The organism is Kitasatospora sp. NPDC059803, from assembly GCF_042732255.1.
Lineage (GTDB): Bacteria > Actinomycetota > Actinomycetes > Streptomycetales > Streptomycetaceae > Kitasatospora.
On sequence record NZ_JBHWIJ010000167.1, the window covers coordinates 3,185 to 18,354 of the forward strand.

Annotated in this window: 14 protein-coding genes; 6 read left to right on the top strand and 8 right to left on the bottom strand. The window is 74.0% G+C overall.

Features of this window, described 5'->3' with window-relative positions; translation table 11 throughout:
• From ACFV6I_RS24425 to ACFV6I_RS24440, 4 genes are all read right to left on the bottom strand, one after another.
• Positions 1-664: DedA family protein (locus tag ACFV6I_RS24425; RefSeq protein ID WP_380427615.1), on the bottom strand; the 664-nt coding region annotated here is incomplete at its 3' end.
• Positions 665-771: 107 nt separating this feature from the next.
• Positions 772-3,129 (bottom strand): hypothetical protein, encoded by a 2,358-nt coding sequence (locus ACFV6I_RS24430; RefSeq protein ID WP_063348766.1) that lies wholly within the window; start codon positions 3,127-3,129, stop codon positions 772-774.
• A gap of 61 nt (positions 3,130-3,190) precedes the next feature.
• The gene (locus ACFV6I_RS24435; RefSeq protein WP_380427617.1) at positions 3,191-5,140 is read right to left on the bottom strand and encodes an ATP-binding protein; all 1,950 of its coding nucleotides are present in this window, start codon (positions 5,138-5,140) and stop codon (positions 3,191-3,193) included.
• Positions 5,141-5,330: 190 nt separating this feature from the next.
• Positions 5,331-7,007, bottom strand: coding sequence for a TetR family transcriptional regulator (locus ACFV6I_RS24440; protein ID WP_380427619.1), 1,677 nt, complete (start codon positions 7,005-7,007; stop codon positions 5,331-5,333).
• Between the two features lie 209 nt (positions 7,008-7,216).
• On the opposite strand from ACFV6I_RS24440, the gene ACFV6I_RS24445 reads away from it, so the two are divergent.
• The gene (locus tag ACFV6I_RS24445; RefSeq protein WP_380427621.1) at positions 7,217-8,374 is read left to right on the top strand and encodes an acyl-CoA dehydrogenase family protein; all 1,158 of its coding nucleotides are present in this window, start codon (positions 7,217-7,219) and stop codon (positions 8,372-8,374) included.
• Positions 8,375-8,516: 142 nt separating this feature from the next.
• Here ACFV6I_RS24445 and ACFV6I_RS24450 read toward each other — a convergent pair whose 3' ends face one another.
• Entirely contained in the window at positions 8,517-8,783 is a 267-nt protein-coding gene (locus ACFV6I_RS24450; protein ID WP_063348761.1) for a hypothetical protein, read from the bottom strand.
• A gap of 143 nt (positions 8,784-8,926) precedes the next feature.
• Here ACFV6I_RS24450 and ACFV6I_RS24455 point away from each other — a divergent pair, with 143 nt between their 5' ends.
• The gene (locus ACFV6I_RS24455) at positions 8,927-9,244 is read left to right on the top strand and encodes a hypothetical protein (protein ID WP_063348760.1); all 318 of its coding nucleotides are present in this window, start codon (positions 8,927-8,929) and stop codon (positions 9,242-9,244) included.
• Positions 9,245-9,335: 91 nt separating this feature from the next.
• Here ACFV6I_RS24455 and ACFV6I_RS24460 read toward each other — a convergent pair whose 3' ends face one another.
• The gene (locus tag ACFV6I_RS24460; protein WP_380341281.1) at positions 9,336-9,947 is read right to left on the bottom strand and encodes a TetR/AcrR family transcriptional regulator; all 612 of its coding nucleotides are present in this window, start codon (positions 9,945-9,947) and stop codon (positions 9,336-9,338) included.
• 135 nt (positions 9,948-10,082) lie between these two features.
• Here ACFV6I_RS24460 and ACFV6I_RS24465 point away from each other — a divergent pair, with 135 nt between their 5' ends.
• Positions 10,083-11,639: an MFS transporter gene (locus ACFV6I_RS24465; RefSeq protein WP_380427623.1), complete on the top strand. Its 1,557-nt coding sequence runs from the start codon at positions 10,083-10,085 to the stop codon at positions 11,637-11,639.
• Positions 11,640-11,719: 80 nt separating this feature from the next.
• Here the strand turns inward: ACFV6I_RS24465 and ACFV6I_RS24470 are convergent, their stop codons facing one another.
• A complete protein-coding gene (locus ACFV6I_RS24470; protein WP_380427625.1) occupies positions 11,720-11,998 on the bottom strand; it encodes a type II toxin-antitoxin system RelE/ParE family toxin in 279 nt (92 codons plus the stop codon).
• A 5-nt stretch (positions 11,999-12,003) separates the two neighbouring features.
• Positions 12,004-12,285: a type II toxin-antitoxin system Phd/YefM family antitoxin gene (locus ACFV6I_RS24475; protein WP_244293429.1), complete on the bottom strand. Its 282-nt coding sequence runs from the start codon at positions 12,283-12,285 to the stop codon at positions 12,004-12,006.
• 175 nt (positions 12,286-12,460) lie between these two features.
• Between ACFV6I_RS24475 and ACFV6I_RS24480 the strand changes: the two genes are divergently transcribed.
• The 3 genes from ACFV6I_RS24480 to ACFV6I_RS24490 all read left to right on the top strand — a co-directional run.
• Positions 12,461-13,030 carry a methyltransferase family protein gene (locus ACFV6I_RS24480; protein WP_380427627.1) on the top strand — a complete coding sequence of 190 codons (570 nt, stop codon included), beginning with the start codon at positions 12,461-12,463 and terminating at the stop codon, positions 13,028-13,030.
• A 292-nt stretch (positions 13,031-13,322) separates the two neighbouring features.
• Complete coding sequence (tatA, locus tag ACFV6I_RS24485) at positions 13,323-13,619, top strand: Sec-independent protein translocase subunit TatA (protein WP_063348755.1); 297 nt, start codon at positions 13,323-13,325, stop codon at positions 13,617-13,619.
• A gap of 151 nt (positions 13,620-13,770) precedes the next feature.
• Positions 13,771-15,170, top strand: a 1,400-nt coding sequence (locus tag ACFV6I_RS24490) for a hypothetical protein (RefSeq protein ID WP_380427629.1), incomplete at its 3' end; no start/stop codon positions are given.

Consider the following 15,170-nt stretch of genomic DNA (forward strand, 5'->3'; position numbering starts at 1 on the left):
CCCACACCGCACCCCGGGGGGGGGGGGGCGCGGGCCCCCCCGCCCCGCAACGGCGGGCCCGCAGCAGTTCGACCGCCACCGGGACCACCGAGACCAGCACGATGCCGACCAGGATCGCCTCGATGTTCTCCCGGACGAACGGGATCTGGCCCAGGAAGTAGCCGAGCACGGTGACGCCGGCGCCCCACAGCACGCCGCCGACGAGGTTGAAGACCACGAAGGTGCGGTAGTTCATCCTGCTCACCCCGGCGACGATCGGGGTGAAGGTGCGCACGATCGGCACGAAGCGGGCCAGCACGATCGCCTTGGGCCCGTGCCGGTCGAAGAAGGCGGCGGCCTTCTCCACGTTCTCCTGCTTGAAGAGCCGGGAGTCGGCGCGGCGGAACAGGCTCGGCCCGACCTTGCGGCCGAACAGGTAGCCGACCTGGTCCCCCGCCACCGCAGCGGCCACGATCAGCGCGCAGACCAGCCAGAGCGGCTGGTGCAGGTAGGTGCCGTCGGCCACCAGCAGGCCGGTGGTGAACAGCAGCGAGTCCCCCGGCAGGAAGAAGCCGATCAGCAGACCGGACTCGGCGAAGACGATGGCCAGGATGCCGATCAGGCCGAAGGCGGAGATCAGGTTGGTCGGATCGAGCCAGGACGGGCCGAGGGCGAGGCTGGTCACGGGCGGACACTCCTGGGGGTCGAGTCTTGGCAATGAAATGGTAAAGCATTTACCAAGACTCGACAGATCCCGGGATGGTTCCCGCCCCGGGCTGGAGCGGGAACGGGTCAGAGGCCGTAGCGCTCGACGATCTCCTCGTGCCGGGCGGCGTCCGCGCCCGCCGCCTTGGCCAGGTCGAGCCAGGCGAGCGGGTGCGGCCAGTCGCCGGTGAGCCGGTGCAGCAGCGCGTCGGCCTCGGCGGCGGAGGCCGTCGGCGGCACCCCGAGGGCGGCGTAGACGCCGGGCAGCGTGCCGTCCTCGTCGGCCGGGTCGGTGATGCGGTACTGCTCCCCGCTGTACGCCCAGACCGCGAAGCCGGCCTGCTGGAGGCTCTCGCGCAGCGCCGCCCACGGCTCGTCGCCGGGCCAGCCGCCGTCGATCCAGTAGGTGGTGTACCCCGCCGGGTCGAGCAGGGTGAGCAGCTCGAACACCGGGTGCCAGCCGCGCCGCTCCTCCTCGGGGGCGTCCTCGGCCGGCGGCGGCTCCAGCAGCGCCGGGGCGAAGACCACCACGTCGCCGTGGTTGAGCGTCAGGTCTTCGCCGAGCACCGGCAGGATCCGGGCGGTGGCCGGACCGGTGCGGACGGCGGGCAGGTCGGCGGTGGCGCCGTTGGTGCGGGTGGCCCGGACGGTGACCAGCTGCCACTCCTCGTCCACCGGCCCCTCGGGCTCGTCGAACTCGATGCCGAGCAGCGCGCCCGCGGAACGGACCGCGGCCCAGTCCCGGTTGGCGGTGGCCGCCGTGATCAGGTGCCAGAGGTCGGGCTCCTGGACGGTGCGGTGGCGCTCCTCCTCCGGGGCGGCCTCGGCGGGCAGCGCGTGCTCCAGGAGCTCCTGGTACAGCCGCTGCGCGGTGGCGTGGTCGCCCAGCTCGGTGGCGGCGCCGGCGGCCAGCCGGCGGGTGTTGATCCGGCCGGCGTCCAGGGCGAGGATCGCCTCGCACTGCTCCAGCACCTCGGCCCAGCGGCCCTCGGCGGCGGCCCAGCGGGCGCGTATCCAGTGCCCGTCCTCCGGGCTGTCGTCGGCCAGCCGGTCGGCGAGGCGGCGGACACCCTCGCCGTCCCCCGCGTCGATCAGGGCGGAGCCGAGCATGCCGATCAGCACCTCGTCGGCCGGGGCGGTGTCGAGCCAGTGCCAGAGCAGGTCGGCGGCGGCCCGGGCGTGGCCGAGGCCGCCGAGCACCGCGGCCAGGTTGACGGCCAGTTCGGTGGCGCCGGCCTGCTCACCCCGGTACCGGTCCAGGGCGACGGAGAGCAGGTCGGCGCCGGTCTCGTAGGGCACTCCGACCTCGGCCAGGTGCGCCGTCAGCTCGCCGGGCGGGACGGGCAGCCCGGGCTCCGGCAGCGCCTCGGCGGCCGCCCGCAGCGCGGCGACCTCCGCGGCCACGCCGTCGGTGCGGCGCAGCTGGGCGAGCTTGCGCTCCCCGGTCGCGGCGAGGGTCAGCGCCACCGTCCGGGCGCCGCGGGCGAGGGCGAGCCGACCCGCCGCCAGCAGCAGGTCCACGCACGGGCGGTGCGAGCCGGTGCCGTCCAGGTAGCCGACCCAGCCGGCCACGGCGGCGCCCAGTTCGGCGTCGTTCTCCCAGGCGCCGGCCGCGACCAGCAGCTCGACCGTGTGCGTCCAGCCGTCCCGCAGGTCGGCGTGGCGCTCGGCGGCCTCCCGGTCGGGCAGCAGCGCCAGCGCCTCCTCCGTCCGGCCGAGCGAGGCCAGCGCACGGGCCCGCAGCAGGCCGCCCCAGAGCCGGTCGCTCTCGTCGATCTCGTGGCCGCGGGAGCGCTCGGCCTGCTCGGCGGTGTCGAGCAGCGCGAGCACCTCCGGGTGCCGGCCGAGCCGGTGCAGGGTGCCGGCCCGGGCGTGGTGGAAGTGCAGCGAGAGCCGCTCGCCGGCCGCCTGGATCCGGGTGGCGGCGGTGTCCAGGTGGGCGAGCGCCTCGGTGTGGCGGCCGTCGTCCTCCAGCGCGTCGGAGTACTCGCGGGAGAGGCAGTCGAAGCAGGCGCGGCCGGGCTCGATCCGCTCCAGCGTCTCGCCGAGCACCGCCAGCCGCTCCGGCACGTAGCCGGGGCCGTCGACCCGGGCGTGGCAGATCGCGAAGTCCTGCACCACGCAGACGGACTGCGGGCAGCCCGCCGTCTCCTCGCGGTGGGCGAACTCCAGCAGGTCGACCGCCTCGGGCAGGGCCTGCTCGCCCTGGTGGCGCTTGTTCAGCAGGTTCTGCATCCGCCAGTGCCGCAGGTAGACCTCGACCCAGGGCAGGCCGAGCGCCCTGGAGGCGGCCAGCGCCTCCGGGTAGACGGCGTCCACCTGGTCGTTGCGGCCCTCGTTGGCGTGGCCGGGCAGCTCGTAGATGGCGTCGGCCAGCCGCCGGTGGCCGGCCTCGGCCAGCTGGCGGTGGGCGTCGTGGACCCAGGCCCAGATGTCGGTACTCATGTGGTGTCCCCCTGCGTGGTGCTGATGTGATGTCTACCGCGGACCACTGACAATCCGTCCGTCACGCCTCGTCCGGGAGGGCGTCGAGGGTGTCCGGGACGGCCGACAGGCCGGCCGGGACGGCGGCGGTCAGCGCCGAGACCGCGGTGCCGACGCCGGACAGCGCGGCGGTGAGGTCGCCGCCGGACGCGCCGGTCGAGCCCGCCGAGGCGGCGGCCATGATCACCTTGAGCGAGCGGAGCAGCCCGGCCGCCGTGGCACTGCCGGTGTGCCCGGCACGGTAGGCGGCGAGCAGGTCCAGCACGGCCGGGCAGGACAGGTTGAGGTAGAGGCGGGCCCTGACCTCGCCGTCGGTGCGGGCGGTGAACGCCCGGGCCAGCCGCAGCGCCGCGGACGGGATCCGGGCGTCGGCCTGGTCGTCCTCGATCCGGGCCTTCAGCTCGGCCTCGCGGTCCGGCACCAGGACCAGCGGCAGGCCGGGCGGGTCGAACCGGGCCGGGACGAGCTGCTCGCCCTCGTCGGCGAGGGCACCGGCCAGCCAGGCCGCCTCGCCGGCCGGCAGCGGCCGCTCCGGGTCGCGGAACAGCTCGCGGTCGCCGTGCTCGCTGCCCAGCTCGACCAGGCGGCAGCCGCGCAGCTGGGCGTAGCGACGCAGGAAGGGCAGGACGGCGTAGCGGTCGCCGCGGGCGATCGGCACCCGCATCGCCCGGTACAGCATCTCCTCGAAGCCGCCGCCGCTGCCGAGCGCGACGTGCACCGCGCCCCCGCCCGCGGCCCGCAGCGCGCCGGCGGTGAGGTCGCCCTGGGAGGTGGGGACGGGGACGTCGTCGGCGAGCAGGGTGAACAGCCGCTCGTCGCAGAGCGCGGCGCCGAGCAGGTCCTGGCCGTGCCGGGTGAGGATTCGGCGCCAGGCGGCGGGCCGCAGCCGGGCGGTCTCGTACAGGCCGTCGACGATGGCGTCGGTGAGGGCGCGCTGGAGCGCGCGGTAGTGGTCGTCGCGCTGGAGGTCCTCGCGGCTGGCGGTGGGGGTGAGCCGGCTGGACTCGACCACGCCGCCGATGAACCCGGCCCAGCTGGGCAGCAGGTCGCGGGCGTCCTCGGCGAGCAGCATGCCGCGCAGGTAGACGGCGAGGTCGCGGTTGTCGCTGCTGCCGTAGGTGCCACCGTCCTGGACCCAGAGCAGGCCGATCGCGTCAGTGTCTCCCTCGGCGCCGCCCTCGGTGCCGCCCCCGGTGCCGCTCTCGGCCGGGTGGACGGGGAAGGCGGTGAGCGGCTCGAAGCGGCGGCCGAAGGCGGTGGCGAAGCGCATCCGGGCGGTGTGCTGGTCACCCGGCACGCTGTGGCGCCAGGGCACCTCGACGTTGTTGACGGGCTGCTCGTCGTCGCCGACGTAGACCGGGATCGGCAGCAGCACGCAGTACCGGCCGAGCACGTCGCGCAGCGCGTCCTCGTCGGCGAGGTGGGCGTGTTCGGCCTTGAGGGTCAGCTCGACGACCGTGCCGGGGCGGGGCCGGGCGGCCACCGGGTCGACCTGGTACTGCTCGCCGCCCCGGCTGCGGTAGCGGTGGCCGAGGTGCGGTTCGCGGTGCGAGGTGGTGGTGACGGCGACCTCGTCGGCCACCGAGAAGGCGGAGAGGAAGCCGAGGCCGAAGGCGCCGATCAGCTCCTGGTTGCCGGTGAGGTCGCGCAGCATCCGGGTGTAGCCGGTGCCGACGGTGGCGAGGTAGGAGTGGATCTCCGGCTCGGTGAGGCCGGCGCCGGTGTCCTCGATGGAGACGGTCCGCCGGGCGGCGTCGCCGCGCACCCGGATCAGCGGGCGGTGGTCGCCGTCCGGGTCCTCCAGGAGTCGGCGGGTGTGCGAGTCGTGGGCGTTCTGGACGAGTTCGCGCAGAGCGACCAGCGGGGTGGAGTAGAGGTGGGTGGCGAGGACGTTCACCAGTCCGCCGAGATCGACCTCGGTCGTACGCAGATCCTCGGCGGGGGCGGGCTCGGGCGGGGCACCTTCAGACATGGGTCCCCAGTGTGCCAGTGCGACTATCTGGCCACCATTTCTTTCTCTCTGAGAAAACTCAGTCAACTCTGTGTTGACTGCACAGGGTTGTCCAACTCCATCGCTTGTGCATCAACTTCCCTCTCCACCAGCAGTTTTGATGGGTTGAGATGCCTTCGTCGCGGCCATCGGGCAATCTCCGGATACGGCGTCACCATGACACCATCGGGGGAATTGCCACCCGTTTGGTGGAGTTCGTCCGCGCTGCTGGTGAATGCTGAACGTGCGACGTCAGGCAACGGCGCCACGGAGCGGCCACTCCGGATCGCGCCACATTTCGCACCCCCAGCTCAGGGAGACCACCGTGTCCCGTATCCGCGCAGCCGCCGCCGTCACCGCCCTCGGGGCGTTCCTCCTCGTCGGCTTCGGCGCCGCCAGCGCCCACGCCGACAACGGCGCCGGCGCCCTCGACCACTCCAACAGCAGCGTCGTGAGCAACACCGGCTCCGCCAACGTCATCGGCAACGTCCACGGCAACGTGGTCGTCACCCAGCAGACGGCCACCGGCTCGGGCGCGAGCAACCAGAACAACGGCCTCGCCGCGACCGGCAACGGCGGCAACATCGGCGCCCTGCAGGGCAACGGCAACCTCGACGCCCGGGCCTTCTTCCCGGCCGCCGTCCGTTCCGGGCAGTCCGAGGACGGCCCGGCCGAGGTGCAGCAGGCAGTCCCCGAGGTCCGGGCGGGCGCTGTGCGGGCGGTTCCGCACCCCGTCGTTGACCAGCGCGAACAGGGCGTGGACCCGGATCCGGGCCTCGACCGCGTCGTACTCGGGCCGGACCCGCCGCAGCAGGCCGACCCAGGTGCGCAGGAAGTCGCGCCGGAAGTCCACCGCGACCCGGCGGTCCGGCGGGGCCAGCCGCTCCGTCTCGCTCAGCATCGCGCCCAGGTAGTCGCCGTTGCGCAGCGCGAAGCCGACGTACGCGCCCAGGCCGGCCGCCAGCGCCGCCTCCGGCCCGGCGGCGGCCGCGAACGCGCCGTCCACCTCCTGCCAGAGCCGTTCGCGGCTGCGCACCAGCGAGGCGGCGAGCAACTGGGCCTTGCTGTCGAAGTGCCGGTAGACGCTGGGGCCGGAGATGCCGACGGCGGCGCCGAGTTGGTCGGTGCTGACGTTGTCGAAGCCGCGCTGGTGGAAGAGCCGGACGGCCGCCGCGAGCAGCTCCTCGCGGCGCGCCTGCGGCCTGGGCTCCGGCGGCCCGGGGGCGACGGGGCCGGCGGCGGAGACGGGGATGAGGGCGGGACCTGGGTGGACAGCGGGATCCGGGTGGGCGGCGGCGCCGCGCAGGGAGGCCGCGAGGACGGCGGCCACGAGCTCGCGCAGCACCGCCTCGGCGCGGCGCGGCTGCGGCGCGGCCGACTGGTAGGAGAGCCCGGTGCAGGCCGAGAGCGCCGACCAGCAGAGCAACTCGGCGTCCGGCGACGCAAGTTCCGGCCGGCCGGCGCGCAGCACGGCGGTCATCAGCGCGACGTCGGCGCGCAGTTCGCGGCGCAGCGCCGCCCGCCGGGCCGGCGGCAGCAGCCTGGCGTCGCGCTGCACCAGGGTGCCGAGCGGGCGGTGTCCGACCGCGACGGCGGCCAGCGCGGCGCCGAGGTCGCCGGTGGTGCGGGCCCCGCGCAGCCCGCAGGCCAGCGCGTCCAGTCCCAGCCGGACGGCGCGGTCGAGCAGTTCGGGCTTGCCGCGGAAGTGCCGGTAGAGGGCGGGCGCGGTGATGCCGACCCCGGCGGCGACCTCGGTCATGGAGACCTGGTGGTAGCCGCTGCGGTGGAACCGGTCGGCCGCCACGGCGAGGATCTGGGCGCGCCGCCCGGGCGGTCGTCGGACCACCATGGCGAGCCTCCCTCCCGCGCTCCGGACTGCCGACCGAAGGCTAGCAAGGATTCACTTGAGGGCGCCGACCGCCGGTGGCCACCGGCCTTTTCCGGGGCCGTCGACCCTGGACAGCCGAAGCTACCCGGGATTAACTTGTGAGGCCATCACCTGGCACGTTCAGCCCCCGCCGGCGCCCGCAGCCGGTCACCACCGAAGGGAGCGCCGCCGTGCGCCGCACCGTGTTCAACGAGGACCACGAGGCCTTCCGGGAGACCATCCGGGACTTCATCGCCAACGAGGTCGTCCCGGTCTACGAGAGCTGGGAGGCCGACGGCCACCCGCCGCGCGACTTCTACCGACAGCTCGGCGCGCTCGGCGTCTACGGCATCGAGGTGCCGGAGGAGTACGGCGGCGCGGGCGAGAGCGGCTTCAAGTACCAGACGGTGATCACCGAGGAGACCGCCCGGGCGGGCGTGAGCTTCGGCTCCTCGGGCGTGCACACCGCGCTGGCCCTGCCCTACCTGCTGGAGTACGCCACCGAGGAGCAGAAGCGGCGCTGGCTGCCCGGCTTCGTCTCCGGCGACATCATGACCGCCATCGCGATGACCGAGCCGGGCGCCGGCTCCGACCTCGCGGGCATCGCCACCACCGCGAAGCTCTCCGAGGACGGCACCCACTACGTCCTGAACGGCGCCAAGACCTTCATCACCGGCGGCGTGCTGGCCGACCTCGTCCTGGTGGTCTGCCGCACCGCCCCGTACGACCCGGACAACCGCCGGGCCGGCCTGTCCATCCTCTGCGTGGACACCACGTCCCCCGGCTACACGGTCGGCCGCAAGCTGCAGAAGATCGGCCTGCGTACCTCGGACACCGCCGAACTGGCCTTCAGCGACGTCAAGGTGCCGGTGGAGAACCTGCTCGGCGAGGAGGGCCGGGCCTTCTCCTACCTGACCCACAACCTGGTGCAGGAGCGGCTGGCGATCGCCGTCAGCGCGTACGCGTCGGCGGCCGCGGCGGTGCGGTTCGCGCTCCAGTACGTCAAGGACCGCAAGGTGTTCGGCAAGGCGGTGGCCGAGTTCCAGAACACCAAGTTCACCCTGGCCGACTGCGAGGCCCAGGTGGTGGCGCAGCAGTCGATGGTGGACCGCGCGCTGGAGCTGTACCAGCAGGGGGAGCTGACCGTCGCCGACGCGGCCGCCACGAAGCTGTTCTGCACCGAGTCGGCGTCCACCGTCATCGACAAGTGCCTTCAGCTGCACGGCGGTTACGGCTACATCCTGGAGTACCCGATCGCCCGGCTCTACACCGACAACCGGGTGTTCCGGATCTACGGCGGCACCAGCGAGGTCATGCGCAGCATCATCGCCAAGTCGCTCGGCCTGTAGACGGGGTAGGCAGGGCAGACGGGTCCACAGCCGCGGCGGGCCGCACCCCCATGGCGGCCCGCCGCACCCGGACGGGCGCACTCGGCCGGGGCGGGCGGGTGCGGCCCAGGCGGACGGGTGCGGCTCAGGCGGACGGGTGCGCTCAGTTGGGCGAACCGTGCTCCGCGCGCCAGGCCTCCCAGCCCGCACTGGACGCCACCTTCGCCTCGCGCAGCGCCCGCTGGGCGAACGCGGCCGGCGCGGTCTCCAGGCTGCGCACCCAGCTGCGGCCCGCCGTGGCCAGCGCCGCGCACACCATCGCCGCCCCGGCCACGCCGAGCACGGCGCCGATACCGGTGAGCAGCGCGCCGCCGGCCAGCAGCGAGCGGTTGACCTGGAACCCGCCGGAGACTGTCTCGTTGATCGCCATGCCTCCACGATGCGGGCACTCGCCGGGGGCTGCACGTCGAACGGCTCCGGGTGCGCGAGCCGGGCGCGTCCGCGAACCTGGGCACACGGCGCCGGTCCGGGCGCCCGGGGTCGGCCCGGCCCGCCGGGTCAGGAGGACACGCGATGCCCGATCTCGAACAGCTCGCCGTGGAACACCTCACCCGGGCGGCCGAGAGCCCACACGGGCGCAGCGCCCACCTGGTGCTCCACGACGGCGTCCTGCGGCAGACCGTGATCGCGCTGACCGCGGGCACCTCGCTGGACGAACACACCCCGCCGACCGCCGGCAGCGTCCAGGTGCTGCGCGGCCGGGTCTCGCTGACCATCGCCGGCCGGCACCAGGAGCTGCCGGTCGGACGGCTGGAGCCGGTACCGCAGGAGCGGCACGGGCTGCTGGCCCACGTCGACTCGGTGGTGCTGCTGACGGTGGTCACCGCCTAGCGGGGCGGCGGCGTCGACAGCGGGCGGCAACTGTCAGCGGGCGACGGGCGACAGCGGGCGACGGGCGACAGCGGGCGACGGGCGGCAGCCGTCAGCGGGCGGCAGCGGGCGGTGACGGCACCGCGGGGCTGAGCACGCTTGCGCTGACCAGCCGCAGCCCGCGCAGGAAGTCCCGCCCGCTCGGCGCCAGTTCGGGGGCGGCCAGCCACTGGGCGGCGTACCCGGCCAGCAGGGTCTGATAGAAGGAGCCGCGGGCGATCTCCTCCTCGGTGTCCGGCACTTCGGGCAGCCCCTGGAACAGCGCGGCGAGACCGAGCCGGCCCTCCTTCTGCGCCTCCGCGAACGCGTGCGCCAGCTCGGGCGCGTGCGCGGCCTGGGCGAGCGCCTCGAACTGGGCCGCCCAGAGCCCGCGGTGCTCGGTGAAGACGGTCCTGAGGCCGTCCCAGACTGCGGCGAAGCGCTCCTCCGGGTCGTCCGACACCCGGTTGGCGGCGTCCACCACCGCGCCCAGGGCCGCCCCCATCTCCCCGATCGCCTCGATCATCGCCGCGTTGAGCAGCGCGTCCTTCGAACCGAAGTGGTAGCCGATCGCGGCCAGGCTGACGCCCGAGGCGGTCGCGACGTCACGGGCGGTGGTGCGCCCGTACCCCTTCTCGTACAGGCAGCGCTTGGCGCCGGCCATCAGGTCTTCGCGGTTTCCCATGACCCGATCCTACGGAAGGACTGCACAAATGTCTTGCACGAATGTCTTGCACGGCCGTCTCGTACATTCGTCTCGCACGATCGATTTACACATATGTACTAGACAGGCGTCTGACACGCCCGTACCGTCTTCCCCATGACCGCAACCACCGGCCGCGCAGGCCGTCGCGAATGGATCGGCCTGGCCGTCCTCCTGCTCCCGACCCTCGTCCTGGCCATGGACATGGGCGTGCTCTTCTTCGCCGTCCCTTTCATCTCCACCACGCTTGCGCCCAGCGGCACCCAGCAGCTGTGGATCATGGACATGTACTCGTTCCTGCTCGCCGGGCTGCTCATCACCATGGGCTCGCTCGGCGACCGGATCGGCCGCCGCCGGCTGCTGATGATCGGCGCCGCCGGCTTCATCGGCGCCTCGCTGCTGGCCGCCCGGGCCGACACCGCCGGCCAGCTGATCGCCGCCCGCGCCCTGCTCGGCGTCGCCGGGGCCACCGTGATGCCCTCGACGCTCGCGCTGATCCGCAACATGTTCCACGACCCCAAGCAGCGGCAGATCGCCCTCGGCGCCTGGGGCGGCGTCCTCACCGCCGGCGCCACCCTCGGCCCGGTCGTCGGCGGCCTGCTGCTCGACCACTTCTGGTGGGGCTCCACGTTCCTGGTCGCCGTCCCGGTGATGGCCCTGGTGCTGCTCACCGCGCCCTTCCTGCTCCCCGAGTACCGCTCCACCGCACGCACCGGCCGCTTCGACCTGCCCGGCGCCGCGCTCTCGATGGCCGCGATCCTGCCGCTGGTCTACGGCGTCAAGACCCTCGCCGTGGACGGCTGGAGCCCGCTACCCGCCCTCGCCGTCCCGGCCGGCCTGCTGCTGGCCGCCGCGTTCGTCCGGCGCCAGCGCACCGCCGCCGACCCGCTGATCGACCTCGGCCTGTTCCGGATCCGCACCTTCAGCGGCGCGATCAGCGTCAACACCATCGCGATGTTCGCGATGATGGGCTTCGCCCTCTTCACCTCGCAGTACCTGCAACTGGTCAAGGGCATGAGCCCGCTCACCGCCTCGCTCTGGTCGCTGGTGCCCAGCGTCGGCGTCGGCGCGGCCGTCGGCACCAGCTCGGCGCTGGCCGGCAAGGTCCGCCCGGCGGCCCTGATGGGCGGCGGATTCCTGGTCGGCGCGGCGGGCTTCGCCCTGATGACCCAGGTCGGCGCGCACTCCCCGCTGGCGCTCGTCCTCGTCGCGGCGGGCGTCCTCGCCGCCGGCACCGTCGGCACCATGACCATGACCGCCGAAATGGTCGTCTCCGCCGCCCCCGTCGAGCAGGCCGGCGCCGCCTCCGCCACCTCCGAGACCGCCGTCGAACTCGGCAGCTCACTCGGCATCGCCCTGCTCGGCGCGGCCGGCGCCGCCGTCTACCGCCACCAGCTGGACGGCGCCCTCCCCGCGGGCGTCGACGGCGAGGCCGCCCGGACCGCCCAGGACACCCTCGGCGGCGCGGTCACCGTCGCCGGCCACCTGCCCGGCCGGATCGGCACGGACCTGCTGGAGACCGCCCGGGCCGCCTTCACCGACGGCCTGCACGTCGCCGCGGCGGTCGGCCTGGTCTTCGCCCTCGGCGCCGCCCTGCTGGCCTACCGCCTGATGCGCCACCTCCCCGCCGCCACCCCGGCCCCGGAGGCCGCACCCGAGGCCGTCACCGTCTGACCCACCAGGACCGATCCACGCGAGTCATCGAGAGCCCCCGCCCCCTCGGGCGGGGGCTCTCCGCCGCTCCCGCCCCACCTCTACCGGTACCGGTAGACCTCACGACGGTTGCCGACCGCCATGACCCAGACGATCAGTACCCCGTCCTCGACGGTGTACAGCACCCGGTAGTCCCCCACCCTCAGCCGCCACCGGGCTTGATGCCCCTGGAGCGACTTGATGTCGAAGCCCGAGGTGTCGCCGACGTCCAGCGCCTTCTGCAACTCGGCGAGGCGGTGCAGGATGCGGACAGCGTCCGGCCTGGGCACCTTGAGGAGATCCCGTTGCGCGCCCGGACTGAACCGCGTGACATACCCCATCGCGCTCAGCCGTGGTGTTCGCGGAGCATGGCGGCCATTTCCTCCAGCGACACGGAGCCTTCGAGGCCCTCGGCCTCTGCCTCGTCCGCGAGGCGGTTCAGCCACTCGTCTTCGGCCTGCTCGGCGACTTCCCGCAGGCGCTGGTACTCGGCGATGTCGATCACCACCGCCTCCTGCCGACCGCGCCTCGTGATGATCGTCGGAGTCTCGTCACGTCGCGCCCGGTCGATCACATCCGCGAGATGACTCCGGACCTCGGCCATCGACTCGATCACTGGCTCGCTCATGACGTCAATGTAGCAGTTGTACATCTGTTGCTTATCGAGCCCGACGGGCGGGCCGGACGGTCCACCTGGGGGTGGAGGGCGGGGCGTCCACCCCCGGGGGCGTGCGTCGGCGGGCCCCGGGGAGGAGCGTGAAGGGGTACGTGGCCCGTCCCTCCTCTCCGCCGGGAGCCGCCGTATGTCCCTGACGACCCTGCTCTCCCTTCTCGGCATGCTCTGGTGGGTCGGCTACGAGCTGATGCTGCGCCGCCGCGAGGACGCCGCCGCCGGCACCTGGCGCGCGGACGGCCGCGACCGCGGCTCGACCCGGCTGCTGCTCGCCTGCTACGTCGCCGCGGTGCTGGTCGTGGTGCTGTTCGGCCGCGCCGGGATCGGCGAACTGCCGCCCTGGGCCCGCTGGTTCGGGATCGCACTGATCGCCGCCGGGCTGGCGCTGCGGGCCTGGGGCATGCGCACCCTGGGCCGCTACTACACCCGCACCCTGCGCACCGTGGACACCCAGCGCGTCGTCCGCAGCGGCCCGTACCGGCAGATCCGCCACCCCGGCTACGCCGGCAGCCTGCTGGTCTGGACGGGCTACGCGCTCGGCCTGGGCAGCTGGCCGGCGGCCCTGCTGGTGCCGGCGCTGCTGCTCGGCGCGTACGGCTGGCGGATCGCCGCCGAGGAGCGGCTGCTGCTGGCCGCCTTCGGGCCGGAGTACGCGGAATACCGGCGGGTGTCGAAGCGACTCGTGCCCTTCGTGTACTGAACCGCCACCGATCGGGCGGTTGTCGGCTGCGGCCCCCGGCGACGGGAGCGAAGGGGCCCGAGGGGCGGGTGTTGCGCGGCGCGGTGCCGTGCGGGCTGGTCACGGGTGCGCGAGCCGGACCGGGCCGGTTCCGGCCGCTGCCGCGGGCGCTCGCGTTCCGCTCGAACGGCACCTGCTTTTTGGCCAGCGTTTCCCGGCCGGTGTATCCGTTCGCCGTCGTCGCCAGGCATACTGGCCAGCACGGGCGCTCGCCCACCCTTGACTCTAGACAAGAAGGGACCGGTGGCCAGGGATGCTGCGGAACGGTCTTGAGCCCTGGCACCTCCTGGTGGTGCTGGCGATCGTCATCCTGCTGTTCGGGTCGAAGAAGCTGCCGGAGATGGCCCGCGGCCTCGGCAAGTCGATGCGCATCCTGAAGGCGGAGACGAAGGCGCTGCGCGAGGACGAAGCCCCGGCGGACGCGGCGCAGAGCGCCGGCACCGCGCAGAGCACCGCCGCGCCGCAGCCGGCCGCCACGACCCCGCCGGCCGTCACGCCGACCAACGTGACCAAGGCCACCGAGACGAAGCGGCCCGAGACGGCCGTCTGAGTCCCGCTCTCCTCCGGAAGCCCCCGGTACCGTCCGATGACGGTGCCGGGGGTTTCTGCTGCATCCGGGCTGCTCACGGCGCTCCCGACTGGCCGTCCGATCTGATCCGTTATCTCCTGGTATGCACCTACCGGAGGAACGGAGTCGCGGCATGCCCACCGACGAACCGGGCGACGAGCCGCCCGTCAGACCACCCGCCGGACCCCCGGGCGGACCGCCTGCCGGACCGCCGGGCGGACCCCCCGGTGAACCCCCCGGTGAACCGCCCGCCGGGTCGCCCGACGAGCTGGCCGACCTGCGGGCCCGCCTGAACGCCGCCGAGGCCCACCAGGCGCGGCTCACCCGGCAGTTGGAGACCCGCCCGGACCGCCACCGGGTGCGCTCCCTCTTCGCCGTCCTGCTGATCCTGCTGGCCTGCGTGCTGACCCCGCTGAGCGCCGTCGCGGTGTGGGCGAGGTCGGAGATCGGCGACACAGACCGGTACGTCGCGACCATGGCGCCGCTGGCCAGGGACCCGGCGGTCAGAGCGGCCGTCACCAACCGGGTCACCGACGAGATCGTGACGCGGATCCCGGTCGACTCGCTGCTCGACACCATCGCCCCCGACGACCGGCCCAAGCTCGGCGCGCTGCTGAACGGCATCGGCCAGGCCCTCACCGACGGGCTCACCGGCTTCGTCCGCAACCAGGTCCAGCGGGTGGTGGACAGCGACGCCTTCGCCACCCTCTGGACGGACGTCAACCGGCAGGCGCACACCGCGATCGACCGGATGCTGACCGGGCAGGGCGGCGGCGCCGTCGAGGTCAGGAACGACACCGTGGTGCTCGACCTCGCCCCGGTGATCGCCCGGGTGAAGACCGCGCTGGTCGACAACGGGCTCACGCCGGCCGCGAGGATCCCGGAGATCCACACCTCGTTCACGCTGGTGCAGTCCTCCGCCATCCCCAAGGTCCGCACCGGCCTGCGGCTGCTGGACCTGGCCGGCTTCTGGATGCCGGTGATCACGCTGGCCTGCGCGGTCGGCGGGGTGCTGCTCGCGGTCCGGCGGCGCCGGGCGGCGGTCACGGTGGCGCTGGGGATGGCCGGCGGGGCGCTGCTGCTGGGCATCGGGCTGAGCGTGTTCCGGGCCGTCTACCTGGACGGGCTCCCCGCCGGGGTGGACCAGTCGGCCGCCCAGGCGGTGTACGACGCGCTGGTGCGCTACCTGCGCTCCGCCGTCCGGGTGGTGATCGCGCTCGGCCTGGTCGTCGCGCTCGGCGCCTGGATCAGCGGCGGCGGGCGCTGGGCCCGCACCGCGCGCGGCGGCTGGCACGCGGGGCTCGGCGCGGCCCGGACCACCGCCGAACGGGCCGGGCTGCGGCTCGGCCCGGTCGGGCGGTTCGTCCACCGCTGGAAGGCCTGGCTGGGCTGGGCGGCGGTCGCGGGCGCGGCGCTGGCGTTCGTGCTGTGGAGCTATCCGACGGTGCTGGTGACGCTCTGTCTGGCGCTCGCGCTGGTCGCCGTCCTGGCGGTGCTGGAGCTGCTGGACGAGCCCGGCCGACCGGACGGAGG